Source organism: Bacteriovorax sp. BAL6_X (assembly GCF_000443995.1).
Lineage (GTDB): Bacteria > Bdellovibrionota > Bacteriovoracia > Bacteriovoracales > Bacteriovoracaceae > Halobacteriovorax_A.
The window spans coordinates 205,259-224,813 of the sequence record NZ_AUMC01000003.1 but is presented as its reverse complement, the minus strand read 5'-3'; the positions used below and the strand labels follow the sequence as shown (position 1 = coordinate 224,813).

The window sequence follows — 19,555 nt, the reverse complement described above, 5'->3', positions numbered from 1 at the left end:
AAAATAGGCTTACTAGTGAAGGACTTTAAAAAAATTGAAATTTTTTGTGGAACAGGAGGTGTTGGAAAAACAACAATCTCTGCATCCCGTGCCTTTTCATTAGCAGCTGATAATAAGAAAGTTCTTTTAATCACTATTGATCCGGCCAAGCGCCTAAGACAATTATTGAACTTAAAAGACCAATCAGAAATAGTTGAATTTAAGAATGAAAAGATTTCTTTTGATGTTCTCCTATTAGATTGTAAGTCATCTTTTGAAAAAATTCTTGGTTCTAAAGTTGATAATAAAATTTTAGAAAATCTAACAAGTTCAAGAGGTGGCCTCAACGAGATTCTTGCCGTTCTTGAAATACAAACGCAAATAAATCGCAATATCTATGATGCAATTGTTGTAGACACGGCACCAGGAAAAAACTTTCTAGATTTCCTAAACTCATCAAAGAAAATCAATCGCTTTTTTAATAAAACTTTTGCAGAAGCTTTTAACTATATAACTAATCAGAATAAACCAGGGCGTTTTTTCAATCGCATTATTTCAACAGGAATTGAGAAATTTCTAAGTTACTTAGAAAGTGTCACTGGCCAGGGCTTTATCAACGACTTCCTTGAGGCTATTTCAATCCTCTACGGAAATCGTGAGAAATTTATCGATGGACTAAGTGTAGAAAAGACTTTAAATGATCCTGCTCACTCAAGGTGGTACTTAGTAACATCGGCCGAACATATGAAAGAAGTTGAGACAAAGCAAATCTTTGACTCAATTCAGGCCCAAATGGACACCGAACGTTACCTTATTATCAATAAATCATGGTATAACAACCTCACATCTTGGCAGCCAAAAACTGCAAGAATGAAAGAGTTTAAAAAAACAATAATTAAACAAGAAGAAATAAAAACTTCCATTTCAAAAAAGTCTAATATCGAAACTCTAACGTTTCCAGATCTTGTGACTTTTGATCCTATAGAGCAACTAAGGGCGCTACAGGAATATTGGAAGCAAACGGAGAAAGAATTATGATGAAAGGTGCTAAGGCAAACGTTGTTGAAGCAATTGGTAATACGCCAATCGTAAAATTAAATAGTATTGGTAAAGATACAAATTGCGAGTTCTATGTAAAATTAGAGTATATGAACCCTGGTGGATCAACAAAAGATCGCATCGGTGCTTATATGCTAGATCGTGCCGTTGAAGAAGGCGTTCTAAAACCAGGTGGTACAATTATTGAAGGTACTTCTGGAAACACAGGTGTTGGTCTTGCAATGTGGGCAGCTGTTCACGGTTACAAGTGTATTTTCGTACTAGCAGACAAGCAGTCAAAAGAAAAAATAGATAACCTTAGAGCATTCGGTGCAAAAGTTGTTGTATGTCCAACAAATGTTGAGCCGGAAGATCCACGCTCTTACTACTCTGTTTCTAAAAAACTTTCAGAAACTATTCCAAATTCATTTTACGTAAATCAATACGATAATCTACATAACAGAAATACTCACTATACTTGGACTGCTCCAGAAATGTATGAGCAAACTCAAGGTGATTTTGATGTTTTCATGGCAGCAGTTGGAACTGGTGGAACAATCAGTGGATGTGGCCGTTACTTCAAAGAAAAAATGGATAAGGTAGAAGTCGTTGGTGTTGACTGTGTTGGTTCAATCATCGCTGGTTACCACAAAACAGGAGAGATGGGTCAAGCTCACTCATATGTTCTAGAGGGTGTTGGTGAAGACTTTATTCCTGAAAACTACGACTTTGATCTAATTGACGACTTTGAAGTTGTTAATGACAAAGAATCATTTTTAATGACAAGAAAGCTTCTTAAAGAAGAAGGTATTTATGCTGGTGGTTCTGCTGGGGCCGTAATTGAAGGTGCTCTAAAGTACGCAGCTAAGCAAACTGAACCAAAGAAGATCCTAATTCTTCTTCACGATTCAGGAAACCGTTACGCTTCAAAAATCTATAATGATGATTGGATGAGTGATGGTGGCTACCTTGATTCATCATTTAATGTTCAAATCTCAGAAGTATTAAATACTCTAGGTAAGGACGGAAATATTATTACGGTACAAGACACGACAACTATCGGAGAGGCCATTACACTAATGGAAGAAAAAAACATCTCTCAAGTTCCTGTTCTAAACAAGGACGGTGATGTACTTGGTCTATGTACTGAAAGAAGTCTTATTAAGCCTGTTATTATGGGTGAATTCCAAAAAGATGATAATATTTCACTAGCGATCACAAACAAATACCGTGTTGTTGATTGCAATGAACTACTTGAGACTGTTGCTGATGCTCTTCTAAAGAAGGAAGTTGCAGTGATCACAAAAGGTGGAAAAGTTTCAGACTTACTTTCTGAAATTGATGTTCTTCAATACATGTCTGAAAAAGGCTCAAACTAATGAAGAAGCGCACACTGAAATCGGCAGGTAAGTCATCAGTGTGCGTACACGCTGGTGGTTATCCAGATAAAGAGACAGGCGCAGTAATGCCTCCAATTTATCAGACAACCACCTATGCTCAAACAAGTCCGGGAGTACATCAAGGATATGAATACTCTCGTTGCCACAACCCTACTCGTACAAGACTAGAGGAATCACTTGCTGCTCTTGAAAATGCAAAGTACGCACTAGCAACTTCAAGTGGTGTCTCAATTGAAATGCTTATTATGCACGCACTCCCTGTAGGTTCAACAATCCTATGTGGTGATGATGTCTATGGTGGTACATACCGACTCTTTACGACTGTCTTTAATAAAATTCATAATTATATTTTTGTGGATACTACTGATGTTAAGAAAGTTGAAGCAGCTTTAAAAGAGCATAAGCCTAAACTCGTATGGGTTGAGACACCAACAAATCCACTTTTAAAAATATCTGATATTGAAAAGATTTCTAAGCTAGCTAAAACACACAAGGCCATTACTGTTGTTGATAATACATTTATGAGCCCCTACTTCCAAAACCCACTTAATCTAGGTGCCGATATTGTCATGCACTCAATGACAAAATATATCAATGGCCATTCTGATGTTGTAGGCGGTGCATGTATGTTAAATAATAAGAAACTCTATGAGAAGTTGTGGACATTGCAAAAATCCTTAGGGCCGACTCAATCACCTTTTGACTCTTGGCTCGTACTAAGGGGTATTAAAACTCTTGCGATACGAATGGAAGCTCATGCTAAGAATGCTATGAAGGTGGCAAAGTACCTAGAATCCCATCCAAAAGTAGAAAAAGTTTCATATCCAGGGCTTAAGTCACATCCACAGCACAAACTTGCTAAGAAGCAAATGTCAGGCTTTGGTGGGATGATTACCTTCTTTTTGAAAGGTGATATAAAAAAATCAAAAAAGTTTTTACAAAAAGTAGAAATTTTCTCACTTGCTGAAAGTCTTGGCGGAGTTGAAAGCTTAATCGAACATCCGGCCATTATGACTCATGCTTCAGTTCCAAAAAGTGTTCGTGAAAGTATTGGACTGACAGATAACCTTATTCGATTATCTGTCGGTATTGAAGATGTCGATGATTTGATTGACGATCTAGAGTCCGCCTTTAAATCAATCTAGAAACTGCCAGGACCAGCGTTTTCATCAATTTGAAAATCACTAGAAGACTCAATTGTCGATTCTGTATTCGACTTATCTTGGCCATCATCTTCTTTTATTTCAACATTTTCTTGAGCCGCTTTAAATTCAGCTCTCTTTCTTTTAAGGTCTTCCGGAATTCTTGCTATTGGCTTTTTAATCATTAAGTAATCATAATTACCGTTACGGCCAAAGACTGTATTAGTATTTAAATACTCTTCAACTAAAAGTTTTGCACAAAACACACGGCCATGATCATCATTGAGACTATTCTTTGCACCTGAGGCAAAGATTAAACCGTCATCCTCAATAATTTTCTTGATTGTTTTATACTCATCACAAAACTCATTTGAAGTCGCATGACACTCACCTTGTTTGCGATATACATCAACAGAGTTAGAAGTCGATTTTACGTGGATTGGATCACGACAAATATCGATAAGCCAATTACGATTCATGTACTTGTACTGATTATGGGCTATTTCTATTTCACATTCTTTCTTGCTAATAGTAATTGTCTTGTTCAAAAGTCCAAATGGCGCAGATTTATGTTTTACAGTTACATCGAATGAAGATTGAAAACACTCTGTTCCAGTAAAGGCCATCGAGCCTGTAGCAACTAAGGTAATTATACTAGATTTTAGAAATTGCATTTTTATCTACCTCTACCATTAAGATGGTTTGATCGTTTGGTAAAAACTCATCTTCATTATATCCCTTTTTACTCTGAAATGTTAATTCACTAATTAACTCGACTGGGGAAGACCAATTTTTCTTAATAAAAGAGATATATTCTTCACCATTTACGATGTGGTCATTATTTTTGAAGTATCCAGGAGACAGTAAAAGAACTCCCTTTCCTTTTTCTAACTGTGTACTTTCTTTCTTAATTTCATATGATTTAGGAAAACTATATTCATTAGAATTAACAAGAATATCTTTATGAGAGAGAATTTCATGGCCACCTATATTAACACTCTCAAGAGTTAGATCGGCGAGAGTTAATTTAGAAACAAGAATTGAAGCCTCTCCAAATTCAGAAAAATCTTCTTGGCGACTTTCTAAGTGATTAAGTATCTTATCCATAGAGAGAGTGCCCTCGGCCTTCCATCCTTCAATCATTGTTAAGAAATTTCCAATTAACATATAAGAAGAAGCATGAAGAGAGATAATCCAAACATCTCCACCAACTTTAAAGAAGTCAAAGAACTCTCCGCCGTTAGATGTTCCCGCACAAAAACGAGATGTGATTCCAACACCACGAATCTTTTCACTTCTAAACGGTGCCATATTCTTATGCATCTCCTTGATGCTTTCAACTTGTCCAACAAGTCCTTCCATAACACTGTTCATCTTATAAAGAAGCTTTTTTTGTAGCTCCATGGCCTTTAGGCCCTCAATTGCATTTTTCATATTGAGAAGGTTTTCATCTACTGTTTTCTCAGCAAAGAATACACCTAAGCACATTTCATTTTCTAGAATTGATTTGTCTATCTGATCCCCGTCATTAAATACAACAATGAAGTACTCATCATTTGATACATCGAGATGTGACTTGGTAAAGGCAACTTGACTCGCGGCCGACTCGTTATTTTCTTCTGAAGTTTCTTTATTAAGATCTGAAAGCTCTAACAATTCTAGTAGATTATTGAGCTTATCTACGGCAATTTTATCGAGATTTGTCTCGATGATTCTAATACGCATAACTCTTCCTAAGTATTTAAAATTAAATAGCGATGACACGAATTTTTGGCATCTTGAAAATTCATTTTAGCATATTAAGCAACCAATATCATATAAATGAGCCGATTAAATTAAAGATTCCTTAAGAATGACCCGAAGAATTATTAGAATATGGGTATAACCCGACTGTAACACTAGGTCTTATAAATGAAGAAGAGTAAAATCGTAAATTTAGGAGAGAGGCGTAAGAAAGCTAGTACGCGCAAAAGCACGACAGCAAAGAAGAGTCACTCCAAAAAAACCATCGTTAATGCTAAGGGTGTAACTGATGATCCAACACAGAGATTAGAAGCTGAGAATAAAGCACTAAAGCTTGAGCAGAAAAAGATTTGCGAAATGGCCGCAAGAACGATTCTTCATGCACTAGATTGTAAAGACCACTACACTTACGGACACAGTACGCGTGTTGCCTACTTTAGTCTAACTCTTGGAAAAGAAATAGGACTAAACGAAGACGAATTATATGACCTAGAACTTTCTGCTTTATTTCATGATATTGGTAAAATAGGTGTGCCTGATGAGGTACTAAATAAGCCCTCACGACTTACAGAAGATGAGTTTCTTCAAATGAAAAGTCACCCTGAAAAATCATTTGAAATTTTACAAGGTTTTACCCACTTTGAAAAAGTCGCAACATTTGCAAAATATCACCACGAAAGATGGGATGGACGAGGATACCCAGACGGACTTAAGGGTGAAGATATTCCATTATTTTCTCGTATCATTCTAATTGCCGATACTTTCGACGCTATGACATCAACTCGAGTTTATCGTAAAGGACTTGATTATGAAGTTGCCTATGCTGAGCTAGAAGAGTTCTCTGGATCACAATTTGACCCAGAGTTAGCAAAAGCATTTATCAGAGCGATGAAAAAAGAAGAAGTGAAACAAGAAAAGACTTTCACGCTTACAATCATCGATGGCCTCTTTAAGAAAGACGCCGCTTAATTACAATTTGGTGTTTCAGCAACAGTATTAATATAGTACTCCTGTAAAGTTCTACAGTCATATTCTGATGCTAAAATCTTAGAAGTTGCACATTCATTAGCTTTACCTTCTTGTTGTGCCCACTTCATATTATCTTCACATTTAATATAGGCATCGCGATCAATACAGGCCCAATGTTTTCCTTTACAGTTATAAACTAGACCACGTCCAAACTCCGTGTATTTCGGAGGGGCAACATAATCTAATTTTTCAACGACCTCTTTCTTCTCTTCTTCTAATTTATCAACAATTTTATCTAATTGATTATCAAGAGAGTCGGCCTTCTCTTCAACTTCATCGTCTTTCTCTCCAAAGTTGATACTAGAATCGACAGGAGTTGTTGGAGTAATGACTTCTTCTGGAATAGACTCAGTATTCTTTTCTCCAAGTTCTAAACTTGGCTCAGGGTCTGTTTCTTCAACTTGAGGCTCACTAGGCACAACAACAGGTTCTTGGACTAGCTCTTCAGTTTTTTGTTCCGGTTGTACGTCAGGAGTAGGATCTTGTTGAACTTCCTTAGTCTCTTCTATCTTAACTTCGTCTTGTTGTTGTACCGGTTTTTCAACTCGTGGTTCAGCTTGTCCAACGGCCTTCGGTAATTCCTTTGTTTCTGTTACCTTTTTTGGCTTTTTCTTACGTGGCTTCTTCTGCCTTTTGACAGGAGGAACTTCTGGGACCTCATTATCGCTACTGTCATTTAACACAAATTGATCGATCGCTAAAAGAACAACTGCAACAATAAGAACAATTTTAATTAGCTTACTTTTATCGTTGGCCTTTTTATCATCTTCGTCATCGTCATATTCATCGCTATCTTCATCGTCTTCGTCTTCGTCTTCGTCTTCATCGTTACTATCTTTAGACGATTTCTTCTTCAATATCTTAGCTAAGAATGGAAGTTGCTTTTCAAGAAATGACTTATCTTCTTCATCGTCGTTTTCAGACTCTAGATCATCATCCTCATCTAGATCATCTTCTTCAGATGATTTTTTGTTAAAAAGCTTTGCTACAGATGGAAAATATTTTTCAACAAAGGACTCATCTTCATCATCTTCGTCGTCTTCGTCATCTTCGTCATCTTCGTCTTCTTCGTCATACTCTTCATCATCTTCATCTAAGATTTCCTCGTGAGATTGTGGAGGAGTAACATCAGCTGTATCAGATTCGTCTTCAAGTTCAGTATCTTCCAATTCTTGGGCACTAGGTATTTTTACATCTGTTGATGTTGCATCATCAAAGTCAGAATCATCCTCATCAGATTCAAATTCATCTTCTTCAAATTCTTCGAGTAGCTCTTCGTCTTCTTCAGACTTCTTTAGCTTCCCTTTCATCTTGTCAAAAAAACCTTTCTTGGCCACAAATACTCCTAATCTAAACCAAAGAACTCTTCCATTTTACTTTATAATTGAGAATCCTCGAAGGAATATTATCTATTTAGCAATCTTAACCAACTACACAGCTCGGTTATAGTAGCAAATATTTTTAACGAATGGAGGTGATAGAATGACAGAATCTTTATTAAGATACTGTTTATCGCCAAAGTGGAGTGTTCCTTTTCCCAGAGTTTTCGTCACATTAAAAATAACTTCTCCCATAGTCCGACGGTAATTTAACTCAACAAGTGGGCAAAGTTTTAGCTCTCCACTCTCATCTTCATAGATCATATTATCGAATTGAATTTTTTGTACCGAATTACTCGGTAAGTTCTCTTTGATTAGATTGATAATAGAGTTGAGGTTGAATTCCAATCCAATTTCAACTAAATCAATAAGACGACCACCCTTAAACTGGCCATTTGGACCCGTTAAGTTTTCAACAACAAAGAAGTCTTGTTTTTTAAAATCGTATGTAATACCAAAGGTTTTAATAACCTTAACATATTTAGAAAGAACACCTGGTAAGTTCACACGTTCTAAATCCGCATGGTTGTTAATTATCTTATTACCAATACCGGAAAAGGTTTGATCAGGACGATAGAAATGTATACCATGAATTTCAACATTATCATTCTTATTTATAATTAGATCAGCTAAGGGCCTATGCCAACTGGCCAACCAACATTTCGAATTTAAAAGCTGGGTATTTTTGAAATCTCTAAGATCCCCCCACCAATTTATATAATGACTAAAATCCCTTGTTACAGTCCCTGTTATAAAACCAAAGTGAGACAAGTGATCTAAGTACTCTTGTGTATAAGTTAATTTTGAACACAGAGTATTTTCACTAGAGTCATTAACTAGGAAGAATATATACTCTAACTCTGTTAAGTACTTATCAATTTTAATTTTTGGATTATTAGCAGCAAGAGCAGCATCAAAGTCGAGATTAACACGATACTTCACTTCCACTCCTTGCGATTCGTGACGATAAATTCATCTTTAAAATTCTCAATACGAGAAATAAAGTCGTCATCCATCCCAGTTCTTACTCGTCCTTCACGATCAAATATCATTCCCTTTGCACGAGCAGGTGAAAGAAGATCTGGTAGCGACTGTACATAGAATTCCCATAGATCACTTTGATTACGCCACTTATTTAGCCAGTGAACGCCAAAGCCAACGTGAGAAATCTCATCTTCGTAAACAACATTTAAAATTGCTGCTGACTTTTTATCGTCAACACCTTGAAAGATATCACGATAAAATTTTGCAAAATCTAAGTTTGCCGCTTCAAAAGTTAAGGCCATCACAGCAAAGTACTCTTCAAAACTTGTGATTTTTTGCATCTGTCGCCAAAAAAAGTCATTAACAGGAAGATCTCCAAAATCAATCCCAAAGTCATTCATTCTTTTTCGGTAAAGATTAAAATGTTTGATTTCATCATCAATAGTTTGTAACAGACCAGAGGCAATCCTCTTGTATTGAGACTTATCTTCTATTGGGATATACATCAAGGCAGTGGCCATCATTTCAATAGCTAAAAGTTCATGATTTGCGAAGAAGTGTAAGGCCGTCGCCTTCTTTTCATCTAAGTGAAAACTACCTCTTTTTGGAAATTTCAGTTGTTCACAAGAGAAAATGATCTTTCCCTCTCTAGCGGGACGAAGATCCTTTATTCCATCTTTTGTTTTATGATAATTTAGATCCGTAACAACAGCAGATGTCGTTAGTTTGTCTTCAAGAAATGGAGACTCTAGCAGTAGCCTTGCGTACTCGAAAGTATTCATAATCTCTAAGGTTTAGAAGTAGTATTTTTTCTCTTACGACTTACATTTCTTTTTCGACTCTGTCCAGGACGACCTTTCCCCTTGAAGTTTCTTCCTGTCGATCCCTTAGAGGCACCACCCCTCCCAGGTTTGCCTTTAAAACGTCCACCGCCAGGTTTACGACGATTGGCCTTACGCTTCTCAAAGCACTCTTCACAGATAGGAAAACGAGAATCTTCAGGTAACTTAACACTACATGAAGAGCATCTAGCAATAATTTTTTGTGAAAGAAGTTCATTAAGTTGATCAATAGCAAGTTGCTTATTATTCAGGAGTTCAACTTCAGAGTACACAAAATTCTTATTATTAAAGTGCCTAGAGAGCCATTGATAAAGCTCAACACATTTAATCGAAGTTTCAAGATAGTCAATATCATTTGAGCCATGTTCAATCGGCTCACAAGGAATCCCCTCCATATTAACGTATTTATGTAGGATCCAATTATAGAATTGAACGTGATCCATTAGCCCTAGGTTTACTGGAGCACAGGCAAATCCAAATATTTCAGCATCAGTTAGAATACCATTTGCGTCAGCATCCTCAACCATCTCAGCTAACTCAATCATTTCCTTCATATCAACACAATAAAAAGGAGCTTGGAATGTCATCGTATTAAATAAACGTAGAAATTCTGACAGCTTAAGTTTTGGAAGATTATTATCAATTAGTGCTTTATTAACTTGATTGAAAATATCGAGGTCTGGCCCAACCATACACTGATCACTTTGATCAAGGGTTGCACTTAATGCTTCATTAATTGATTCAATTCCATCTTCGACCTTTCTTAGACATGTTACCGTTCCGCGAGGAAATCTTTGGAAACGTCCTGCACGTCCACCGATCTGCTTTATCTCACTTACTGAGATATCATGTTGATGACCATCATAGAATTTAGAAAGAGTTGAGAAAACAACTCTCTTAATAGGAAGGTTCATTCCCATTGCAATAGCATCAGTTGAAACAATTACATCTGTTTCCCCTTGATCAAATTTACGTGCCTGTTCTCGACGAACTTCAGGAGAAAGTCTTCCATAAACAATCGAAACTTTATAACCCAATCGTTCTAAATCTCTTTTATGTCTGAGGGCATTTTTTCTTGAAAACACAATAAGGGCGTCATTCTTTTGCATATCAGCTAGAACAATAGGATGCCTCTCAACTGAAAGCTCTGTCATACGTGTATATTCATTAATAATTAGTTCATCGCCACAAAGCTCAACGATAACTTTTACGAGATCAAGAGCAGAAGCATCACCACAAAGATGAACCTCATCGGCCATAATATTAACAAGTGCTCTCGTCCACGCCCACCCGCGTGAAGGGTCAGTAATCATTTGAATTTCATCAATTACACAACAATCAAAAACTTCTTGTAATCGCGCCATTTCAATAGTCGACGAGTAGTGTGTTGCACCTTCTCTTTCGATTACTTCTTCACCAGTAAGTAGAGTTGTGACAGCACCTTTTGAATTTAGTGTATCGTAAAGCTCTGCGGCCAGAAGTCTTAGAGGAGCAAGGTAGCAACCTTTAGGGACAGTCGATAACTTTTCAATTGCATGATAAGTTTTACCTGAGTTCGTAGGCCCCATATGGTAGACGATCTTTCTCTTCATTTGTCTTGCAGATGAGTGTGTCCAGAACTCTCCAAGGTACTCTTGTAGAATTGTTGAAGAAACGTCTTTCTTTTTAAGAATGATAATTGATTTTACAAATTTCTTAAATTCACGCTCAAGATATCTTTCATTTCTCCAGTAATGAGTTGAAAGAGAACGATAGAATTTGTCATATTCAGCATCCGTAATTAGATCAGTACTAAGCTCATTTGCTTCTAAGTATTGATCAAATAACATACTTACATTTCTTCGGTGAAGAGAAGCAAGCTCTGATGGATAAGCAAATTCTGATTTAAAATATTGCTTAACCTGATTCTCTAATCTATTTAAAGAAGATCTTTTAATTGTATTTCTTAATTTGTAGAAATTCTTATCGAGAGTTTTTTGAAGTTTAAATACAATATCTGAAACAACATGAATTCCACTATCAATTTCTTCTTTTATTTGTTCCTTTGTCGTTTCGATGATTTCAACACAATTTTCATAAACAGAGTCTCTTAGGAGTGCCCTAAAGTCATTCACACACTTAATACACTGACACTTGAGCTCACTGATTTTATGTTTTGTTAAATCAATATCTGAACGAATAAAAGTTTGAGTCTCATTATGTTGATTTAAAACCTTTTGTCCCCATTCATAGAATGTTTTCTCATGAAGAGAGAGGATATTTTGAGATAAGCCACCATCTTGACCAAAGAAGATTGCTTCCTTTTCTGGAATCATACAATCGTCAATAAAAATCAAATCAAGGATATTATCTTGTTTAATTAATAAATTAAAATTAGTGAAGTCTTTGTTAAAGAAATAAACTAAAGATGGATTCTCATCAAAAACTGTCCATAACTTAGTTAGTGTTGATTCAAGAAAGCCAAGAACAACAAGAGCATCATCACTTGCTCTAACATAACTATCATCATCGGAAAAATTATTGACCTTAATAATCGTTTTACGTTCTGTTTCTATATTTTCTCGAATTGCAGAGAAGTCAGGTAGCTTATTTATTTCTTGTGAGCTCATTCTTTAAGAGTACGTTGAGGGAAGAAATTGTGCAAGTAATCTTAGGTGTTAAATACAAAAAAATACATTATAATTAAGCAATAAACATATAGAGAATGGATTGCATATGATGAAAACATGGCTAACTGAAACTTTTAATATTAAGTACCCTATTATTATGGCACCGATGTTTCTAGTGACTAGTATTGATATGCTAGTAGAAGCTTCTAAAGCTGGTATTATGGGTTGTATTCCGGCACTTAACTGGCGAACACCAGAAGAGTTTGAAGCCGGACTAAAGGAATTAAAGCAAAGGTGTGAAGGTCCATTTGGGATCAATATCATTGTAAACCAGTCAAACATTCACATGCACAAACAGATTGATCTATGTGCTAAATACGCGCCAGACTTCATTATCACTTCACTTGGAAACCCGAAGGAAGTTATCGAAAAGTGTCGTCCACAAGGAACTAAAATCATCTGTGATGTTGTCGATTTAAAGTATGCTCAAAAAGTGCAAGAGCAAGGTGCCGATGCAGTTATTGCTGTAAATTCGGGAGCAGGAGGCCACGCAGGACCAACACCAGCAAGTATCCTCGTTCCTCTACTTAAGAAGAGTTTAGATATCCCTGTTATCTCAGCTGGTGGAATTGCAACAGGTTCGGGCCTATTCAGTATCATGGCCCTAGGATGTGAAGGCGTTTCAATTGGTTCCCCTTTTATAGCCACTAAAGAATCAATTGTTTCCGATGCATACAAAGAAGCCGTTGTTCAATACGGTGCTAAAGATATTGTGATGTCGAATAAAATTTCAGGTACTCCTTGTACAGTTATCAATACTCCATATGTTCAAAAGATCGGAACTGAACAAAATATTATTGAAAAGGCCATGAGCAAGAATAAGAAGCTAAAAAAATATGCAAAGATGCTTACTGGTTACAAAGGAATGAAAGCCGTTGAGAATGCAGCTTTTGGTGCTACTTATAAAACTGTATGGGTTGCCGGTCCATCAATTGAGTTCATTGAAAAGATTGAAACAGTAAAAGAAATTGTCGATAGAATTGTTGCAGAATTTGATACTTCCGTTGATGAATTCTTAGCTAAAAGATCCTAATTATGTTCAAGCTTCCTAAGGTTTTACGTTATCAAAATTTTAGAAGGCTCTATATAGCAGGCCTCACATCAGAGCTTGGCTCATTTGTTTCAGAAACAGCGCTAATGCTCTTAGTATTTGAATTATCAAATCATAACAAGAGCTATCTAGGTGCCGCACGTGCAGTATTCCTCTTCTTTCTAACAATCGGAAACTTGATCGGTGGGGTCATTGGCGAAAAATATAATCGCAAGAGCGTTCTTCTATTTACTAACTATATTCGTATTCCAATTATTTTCACAATTATCTTTGCCAAGACTCCAGAAGTAGTCATTCTTTGTGATGGACTAATCGCCCTTTTCACAGGGATGTACAATCCTACAAGACAAGCAATGGTAAATGATATTGTACCCCAAAAAGACATGAATCGGGCCAATGCACTATTTGGTTCCGCTTTCGCTGTTCTACACATGATTGGGCCATTTCTTGGTGCAACAATGTTCACAGCATTTGGTGGAATAAAGGAAGTTATCGCTCTCGATTTTCTAACCTATATTGTTGGAATCTACTTTATTATGAACTTAACTTATAACCCTCCTAAACAAGAGGTTGATAGTGAGAGTTTCTTTTCTGAAATTAAGAACGGTATTAAATACGCTCGAACACAAAAAGAACTCTTTGCGGTCATTTCTAATGTCATCATTGAAGGCTTAGTTCTTGGGTTTATGTTTCCCCTTATTCTACCATATCTTACCGAAACACTTGGTGCCTCGAAGCAAGACTACGGAATAGCTCTTGCACTCTTTGGTCTTGGAGGCCTATTTGGTGGTTGGGCGAGTTCTACAATTTTAAAAGACAAGCCTGTTGGCAGATTAATTATTACAACTCTCTATTTAGAACCTATTCTAATGGGCATTTGGCTCTACACAGCTTCTTACACTGCAACGTTAATGATTTTCGCGATTTGGGGATTTGTTGTATTCGTTCGTATTACAAATCAACTAAATTATGTTTCCCTTAAAGTAGAAACGAAGTACTTAGCGAGGATATTTGCCTTACTAGACCTTGGCTTTGTTGTCCCAAATATATTAGGCGGAATTATCCTAACATTTGTAGGAAATCAATTTGCTACTGAAGAGATCCTTATCGTCGTCTGCATTGCATTCTGTGCACTAATTTTCCCGAGAATGTTATTTTCAGACATGAAAGCATTATTTAACTTAAACAACGAAACCGTCGATAGGGATACATCAATACAAGATAAAATCTAATTAAAGACAAGGTTATTAAATATGACAACAGTATGGTTAAGAGACGAAGATAAGGCATTTGAAAAAAGAACTCCTCTAACGCCAGAAAATGCAAAAAAATTAATCGATGCCGGTTATAAAGTAATTGTAGAAAAATCAAAAGATCGAATTTTTCCAATCGAAGAATACAAGAAGATAGGCTGTGAAATAAAGGAAAGCCATGCTTGGATTACTGAAGCTCCAGTTGGTGATGATGTTTTTATTTTAGGTTTAAAAGAACTAAAAGAAACTGACGATTTTCCACTAAAACATAATCACATTTACTTTGCCCATATTTACAAAGGTCAAAATGGTTCACAGAAGGTCTTTGATCGCTATCGAAATGGTACAGGAACTCTATTCGATCTCGAATTCCTACTCAACGAAGACAGAAGACGTGTTGCTGCTTTTGGTTATTGGGCCGGCTATGTTGGTGCAGCACTAAGTATTGAGAACTTTTTTTCGAATGGCCCTGCCACTCTTAGGCACTACTCTTCTAAAGATGAATGGCTTAAAATTATCAATGAGAAAAGAACTGGCAAACAAAACCCTTCAACTTTTATCATTGGTGCTCTAGGACGTTGTGGAAGTGGAGCAAGAGAACTTCTTACTGACTTAGGTCTTGAATCAATTAATTGGGATATTCAAGAAACGAAAGTAGGTGGCCCATTTGCTGAAATTCTTAATGCTGATATTTTTATTAATACAGTTCTCATGACATCAAAAATACCTCCATTTCTAGACAAGTCTCTTATGGAGAAAAATAAAAAACTATCTTATATTTGTGATGTTAGCTGTGATCCAAATAGTGAGCTAAACCCGATACCTGTTTACGATGTTCATACAACTTGGGATAATCCGCTTCATAAAATTGAAAGTTCGATTGATCATGAGTGTAATATTATTGCCATTGATAATCTTCCTTCCGCGCTTCCAAAAGAGAGTTCGATTGACTATTCGAATCAGTTGATTCCTCATCTACTTGAGCTTAAGAATGCGAAGGAGTATTTTACTTGGGCACATGCTAAAGAGATTTTTGAGGCGAAAAAGTCTGCTAATAAGTAGTTCCTTTGCTAACTTTAGCAAAGCTAAAGTGTCGCTTTTCTTTTGCGATAACTTTCCCATCCTTGGCTCCAGAAACAACAGTCCACTCTCGGATCCTGCCTTCGTGGACATACCATTCATCCTGAATATAAAAGCCGGGCTTGAACCCGGCTTGTTGAAATAATTTATTAGCTAAAGACTGGGGAGCTAGCGCCGCAAACAATAGCCCGCCTTTGGGCGGCCAATTTTGCGGAACGCTTAAATAAGACCACCACGTCTAAGTAGAGCATCAACCTCTGGCTCTCGGCCACGGAATCTCTTATAAAGATCCATTGGGTGCTCTGAACCACCTTTTTCAAGGATATTCTCTCTAAAGCGATCTGCAATTGTTGTATTGAAGATCCCCTCTTCTAAGAATAATTCAAATGCATCTGCATCTAGAACTTCGGCCCACTTGTACGAATAGTAACCAGCTGAGTATCCACCCGCAAAGATGTGACCAAATGAAGTAGAAACCATTGTTCCTGGAACTTTTGGAAGAAGTTGAACATCTTGAGTTGCAAGATTTTCAAATTCTTCAACATTTGTAATATTTGATGGATCACCTGAGTGCCATGCCATATCAAGTAGGCCAAGGCTTAATTGGCGAATCGTGTGACGACCTTCTCCAAAGTTAGAACTGTCTTTTAATTTTTGTACTAATTCAGCAGGAATTAACTCTCCAGTTTCATAGTGCTTAGCAAATAGGTCTAAACATTCTTTTTCAAAACACCAGTTTTCTAAAATTTGTGAAGGTAGCTCAACGAAATCCCAGTATACATTTGGACCTGAAAGCATACGGTACTGACACTTAGTTAGAATACCGTGAAGAGCGTGACCAAACTCATGGAATAGAGTTGTTACTTCATTGAAAGTTAGAAGTGATGGTTTCGTCGTTGTTGGCTTTGTAAAGTTACAAACGTTTGCAATATGTGGACGAACATCTTCACCATTAAGTACATATTGTTCTCTAAATGCAGTCATCCATGCTCCACCACGCTTAGACGAACGTGGGAAGTAATCTCCGTAGAATAATGAAATGAAATTTCCATCACGATCAGTAATTTCATAAGTCATAACATCTTGGTGATACTTTGGAATATTAGATACTTCTTTAAAGTTTAGTCCATAAAGCTTAGTTGCAACTTCAAAAACACCATTAAGAACATTCTCTAACTTGAAGTATGGCTTTAGCATTTCATCATCAATGCTATATCTTTCTTTCTTTAACTTCTCATAGTAGTACATATAGTCCCATGAAGAGAAGTCTTCCACACCATCTTGTTCTTTTGCATAGGCTTTAACTTCATCCATATGCTCAACAGCTGCCGGCATTGCTTTTTCTTTTAAGTTATTTAAAAGATCAAAAACGTTTTGAGCACTCATGGCCATACGTTCTTCTAAGATATAATCAGCGTGACTCTTGTATCCAAGAATTCCAGCTCTTTCAAAACGAAGCTGAGCAATTCTTTTTACGTTTTCTTGATTATCAAGTTCATCTCCTTTAGCACACTTAGTCCCAGAAGCGATTGTCATCTTCTTACGTAATTCACGATTTTGCGCGTATGTAATAAATGGACCAAAGCTTGGGTAATCAAGAGTAAATACCCACTTACCTTCATGACCCTTTTCAGTTGCTGTCATTGCAGCAGCTTCAATAAGTCCTTCAGGAAGACCTGCTAAATCTTCTTTATTATCTAAAATCATTTCGAATTTATTCGTTTCTTTTAAAAGATTATCCGAAAACTCTAGACCTAGCTTAGAAAGCTCTTCATCAATCTTTCTTACTTTATTCTTATCTTCTTCACTTAAAAGAGCACCATTTCTTACGAATCCTTTATAGATCTTTGTAAGAAGAGTCATCTGCTCAGCGTTTAAGTCTTCATTTTCTTTGTTATCAAAAACAACTTTAACCTTAGCAAAAAGATCAGCATCAAGGTTAACGTCGTTACCATGAGCAGTTAATAATGGTGAGAATTCTTTTGCGATTTCATTCATCTCATCATTTGTGTTTGCTGACTTTAGGTTAAAAAAGATCATTGAAATATCTTCAATTGCACTTCCTGAATTTGCATATGGCTCAATGATATTTGCAAATGTAAGTTCACCATCAAAGTTTTTAATCGCTTCGATTTCTTCTTTGTGCATTTTGATGGCCTCTTTAATGGCCGGCATATAGTGCTCATTTTTGATTGTATCAAATGGCCTTGCACCATGTGGATTTGTAAATTTTTCTAATAATGGATTAGACATATAAACTCCTAAACGAATTTTATTAAAGGCATTACTCTGTGCGAAATTTAATGGCCATAAAGGCCGCTAGAACTAGCCAGAGTAACACTGATATTATTAGCATATTTTGAGTAAAAGCCAAACTTGTAAACACTAATAGTAGAGCTGAAATTCCCATTTTTGACGAACGGTAAATAACCATATCCACAACATACTTTGCCCCGTACTTTTGTTCTTTACTCAAAGGAAAATATAGCATCTCTTTGGCCGCCGAAAAGATCGAATAATCTAAACCTTTAAAACCGACAAATAAAATTGCTGTTCCAAGTAAACCTAAGTATTCCAGTCGATCCAATAATATTAAGACAAAGAAAACAAATGGAATAAAGATATGAACTGAAGAAACTTTAAAATATTTAAATGCAATTGGAATAATAACAATTTGAACAACTAATGAAATGGCATTAATCGATGAATAAATATTACCAAGATAGGCACCCTTTTCATTAGCATCCTTAAATATTTCAAGTCCTAGATTAAATTTATAATTTGCCAGGTTAATTACCACTTGGGAAAGAATAATTAGGCCACAAATAAAAAAGACATAAAGCTTCTTATCTGCAAGTGAAGAGATTGGAGACTTTTCTTTAAGTGCTAAAAATTGCTTTTGGGTAAAACTAAAAATAACAATGACCAGAGCAAGAATGAGTAGTCCACAAGAAGCAGCATAGAAAACCCCCATCCCCTTCATCAGCTTTGTTGTAAGAAGTCCTCCAAAGATTCCTCCAAGTGAGCCCAAGGCCCCTAGTGGGCCATAGACGAGCTTTGCAACTCTGAAATCAATAACAGAATTCAGATACCCCAATGATAAATGAACAACTAAAATAATATAAACTTCTTTCCATACTGCAAAAACACCACTTCCGTAAGCAAAGCCATTTCCAAGTACTATTAGAGAGCCACCCATAAGGGCCAATGAAATTGCCACAATACCGTTAAAAATTATCGTAATAGAAAAGTACTTTTGTAGTTCATTAATAATACTAACACTGAGACCAAGAAATATTACCGAAGATAACCAAATCCACGGTGTACTCTTTGCTCCATAGCTTTGAATAAAGAGAGCAGTTGAGCTAGAGCGAATCATTGGGTATGAAAAGAAAGCTAAAAAAAGTGTAAATGTAACTAAGAGAATATTTCTTCTCTCGTCTTGAGATAACCCAAAAAGACCAGCATTGATCTCCTTAACGGCCGTAATAATATTTTTCATTATTCAATCACCATAAGAGAGTATTCTTTATTTTCAAGCTTAGTCAGTGAAGTTAAGTCGACCCATTTTCCCAGACTAAAAGTTAAGGTCGTTAATTGGTCCTTATTCTTCTTATTTCTAAAATCAAGAAGGTACACACTCCCCTTTTTCTTACATATTACGTGATAGACTTCACCACCGAAATCCATTTCAAAATCATTGCCTTGCGAGCTAATGATGTCCGAGAGCTGCTCATTGACCTTATCATTAAGCTTTGTGACTTCTTTCATTTTGAATTTACACATTTCTTGAGTGTAATGAGATAGTGAGCTTTTCTCTAATTCATTTGGAAAGTATTTGTTTACTAATTTTCGAAATAATTCTTGGCGGTATGACTTAACTTCAACATTTAAGCAGTTCTTATGGGAGTTAATTCTAATTTTCTCACCCTCGATAACGTACTTCAACAAATCCATACGAATAGT

The 19,555-nt window shown here is 36.3% G+C and carries 17 protein-coding genes; 7 read left to right on the top strand and 10 right to left on the bottom strand.

Annotated elements, in window-relative coordinates:
- Positions 1 to 15 precede the first annotated feature (15 nt).
- Genes M902_RS01245 through M902_RS01235 form a run of 3 tightly spaced genes read left to right on the top strand, consistent with a single transcriptional unit; the run spans position 16 to position 3,562 of the window.
- Positions 16 to 1,017 (top strand): ArsA-related P-loop ATPase, encoded by a 1,002-nt coding sequence (locus M902_RS01245; protein ID WP_021266299.1) that lies wholly within the window; start codon positions 16 to 18, stop codon positions 1,015 to 1,017.
- A complete protein-coding gene (locus M902_RS01240) occupies positions 1,014 to 2,396 on the top strand; it encodes a pyridoxal-phosphate dependent enzyme (protein WP_021265745.1) in 1,383 nt (460 codons plus the stop codon). The genes M902_RS01245 and M902_RS01240 overlap by 4 nt, the downstream gene beginning before the upstream one ends.
- Positions 2,396 to 3,562 carry a PLP-dependent aspartate aminotransferase family protein gene (locus tag M902_RS01235; RefSeq protein WP_021265839.1) on the top strand — a complete coding sequence of 389 codons (1,167 nt, stop codon included), beginning with the start codon at positions 2,396 to 2,398 and terminating at the stop codon, positions 3,560 to 3,562. Before M902_RS01240 ends, M902_RS01235 begins: the two co-directional genes overlap by 1 nt.
- Here the strand turns inward: M902_RS01235 and M902_RS01230 are convergent.
- Positions 3,559 to 4,233 (bottom strand): hypothetical protein, encoded by a 675-nt coding sequence (locus M902_RS01230; protein WP_021266121.1) that lies wholly within the window; start codon positions 4,231 to 4,233, stop codon positions 3,559 to 3,561. The genes M902_RS01235 and M902_RS01230 overlap by 4 nt on opposite strands.
- Positions 4,214 to 5,284, bottom strand: a complete 1,071-nt coding sequence (locus tag M902_RS01225; RefSeq protein WP_021266147.1) for a hypothetical protein — start codon at positions 5,282 to 5,284, stop codon at positions 4,214 to 4,216. Before M902_RS01225 ends, M902_RS01230 begins: the two co-directional genes overlap by 20 nt.
- Before the next feature lie 186 nt (positions 5,285 to 5,470).
- Here M902_RS01225 and M902_RS01220 point away from each other — a divergent pair, with 186 nt between their 5' ends.
- Entirely contained in the window at positions 5,471 to 6,271 is an 801-nt protein-coding gene (locus tag M902_RS01220; protein ID WP_021266039.1) for an HD-GYP domain-containing protein, read from the top strand.
- Here the strand turns inward: M902_RS01220 and M902_RS15630 are convergent.
- The 4 genes from M902_RS15630 to M902_RS01200 form a co-directional block, all read right to left on the bottom strand.
- Positions 6,268 to 7,668: a hypothetical protein gene (locus M902_RS15630; protein ID WP_021266249.1), complete on the bottom strand. Its 1,401-nt coding sequence runs from the start codon at positions 7,666 to 7,668 to the stop codon at positions 6,268 to 6,270. The two genes, M902_RS01220 and M902_RS15630, sit on opposite strands and share 4 nt — an antisense overlap.
- Before the next feature lie 93 nt (positions 7,669 to 7,761).
- Positions 7,762 to 8,652: a hypothetical protein gene (locus M902_RS01210; protein ID WP_021266129.1), complete on the bottom strand. Its 891-nt coding sequence runs from the start codon at positions 8,650 to 8,652 to the stop codon at positions 7,762 to 7,764.
- Positions 8,649 to 9,476, bottom strand: a complete 828-nt coding sequence (locus M902_RS01205; protein WP_021265747.1) for a DUF455 family protein — start codon at positions 9,474 to 9,476, stop codon at positions 8,649 to 8,651. Before M902_RS01205 ends, M902_RS01210 begins: the two co-directional genes overlap by 4 nt.
- A 5-nt stretch (positions 9,477 to 9,481) precedes the next feature.
- Positions 9,482 to 12,145 carry a helicase-related protein gene (locus M902_RS01200; protein WP_021265855.1) on the bottom strand — a complete coding sequence of 888 codons (2,664 nt, stop codon included), beginning with the start codon at positions 12,143 to 12,145 and terminating at the stop codon, positions 9,482 to 9,484.
- Between the two features lie 106 nt (positions 12,146 to 12,251).
- Here M902_RS01200 and M902_RS01195 point away from each other — a divergent pair, with 106 nt between their 5' ends.
- Genes M902_RS01195 through M902_RS01185 form a run of 3 tightly spaced genes read left to right on the top strand, consistent with a single transcriptional unit; the run spans position 12,252 to position 15,571 of the window.
- Positions 12,252 to 13,238: a nitronate monooxygenase family protein gene (locus M902_RS01195; protein WP_021266355.1), complete on the top strand. Its 987-nt coding sequence runs from the start codon at positions 12,252 to 12,254 to the stop codon at positions 13,236 to 13,238.
- A gap of 2 nt (positions 13,239 to 13,240) precedes the next feature.
- Positions 13,241 to 14,488, top strand: a complete 1,248-nt coding sequence (locus M902_RS01190; RefSeq protein WP_021266466.1) for an MFS transporter — start codon at positions 13,241 to 13,243, stop codon at positions 14,486 to 14,488.
- Positions 14,489 to 14,509: 21 nt separating this feature from the next.
- The gene (locus tag M902_RS01185; RefSeq protein WP_021266131.1) at positions 14,510 to 15,571 is read left to right on the top strand and encodes a saccharopine dehydrogenase; all 1,062 of its coding nucleotides are present in this window, start codon (positions 14,510 to 14,512) and stop codon (positions 15,569 to 15,571) included.
- Here M902_RS01185 and M902_RS01180 read toward each other — a convergent pair.
- From M902_RS01180 to M902_RS01165, 4 genes are read right to left on the bottom strand one after another with little or no spacing between them, the layout of a single operon-like run.
- On the bottom strand, positions 15,561 to 15,773 hold the full coding sequence (locus tag M902_RS01180) for a hypothetical protein (RefSeq protein WP_040313704.1): 213 nt from the start codon (positions 15,771 to 15,773) through the stop codon (positions 15,561 to 15,563). The two genes, M902_RS01185 and M902_RS01180, sit on opposite strands and share 11 nt — an antisense overlap.
- Before the next feature lie 35 nt (positions 15,774 to 15,808).
- Positions 15,809 to 17,842 carry a M3 family metallopeptidase gene (locus M902_RS01175; protein ID WP_021266229.1) on the bottom strand — a complete coding sequence of 678 codons (2,034 nt, stop codon included), beginning with the start codon at positions 17,840 to 17,842 and terminating at the stop codon, positions 15,809 to 15,811.
- Positions 17,843 to 17,873: 31 nt separating this feature from the next.
- Positions 17,874 to 19,091, bottom strand: a complete 1,218-nt coding sequence (locus M902_RS01170; RefSeq protein WP_021265885.1) for an Npt1/Npt2 family nucleotide transporter — start codon at positions 19,089 to 19,091, stop codon at positions 17,874 to 17,876.
- The gene (locus M902_RS01165) at positions 19,091 to 19,546 is read right to left on the bottom strand and encodes a hypothetical protein (RefSeq protein WP_156979683.1); all 456 of its coding nucleotides are present in this window, start codon (positions 19,544 to 19,546) and stop codon (positions 19,091 to 19,093) included. The genes M902_RS01170 and M902_RS01165 overlap by 1 nt, the downstream gene beginning before the upstream one ends.
- Positions 19,547 to 19,555 lie beyond the last annotated feature (9 nt).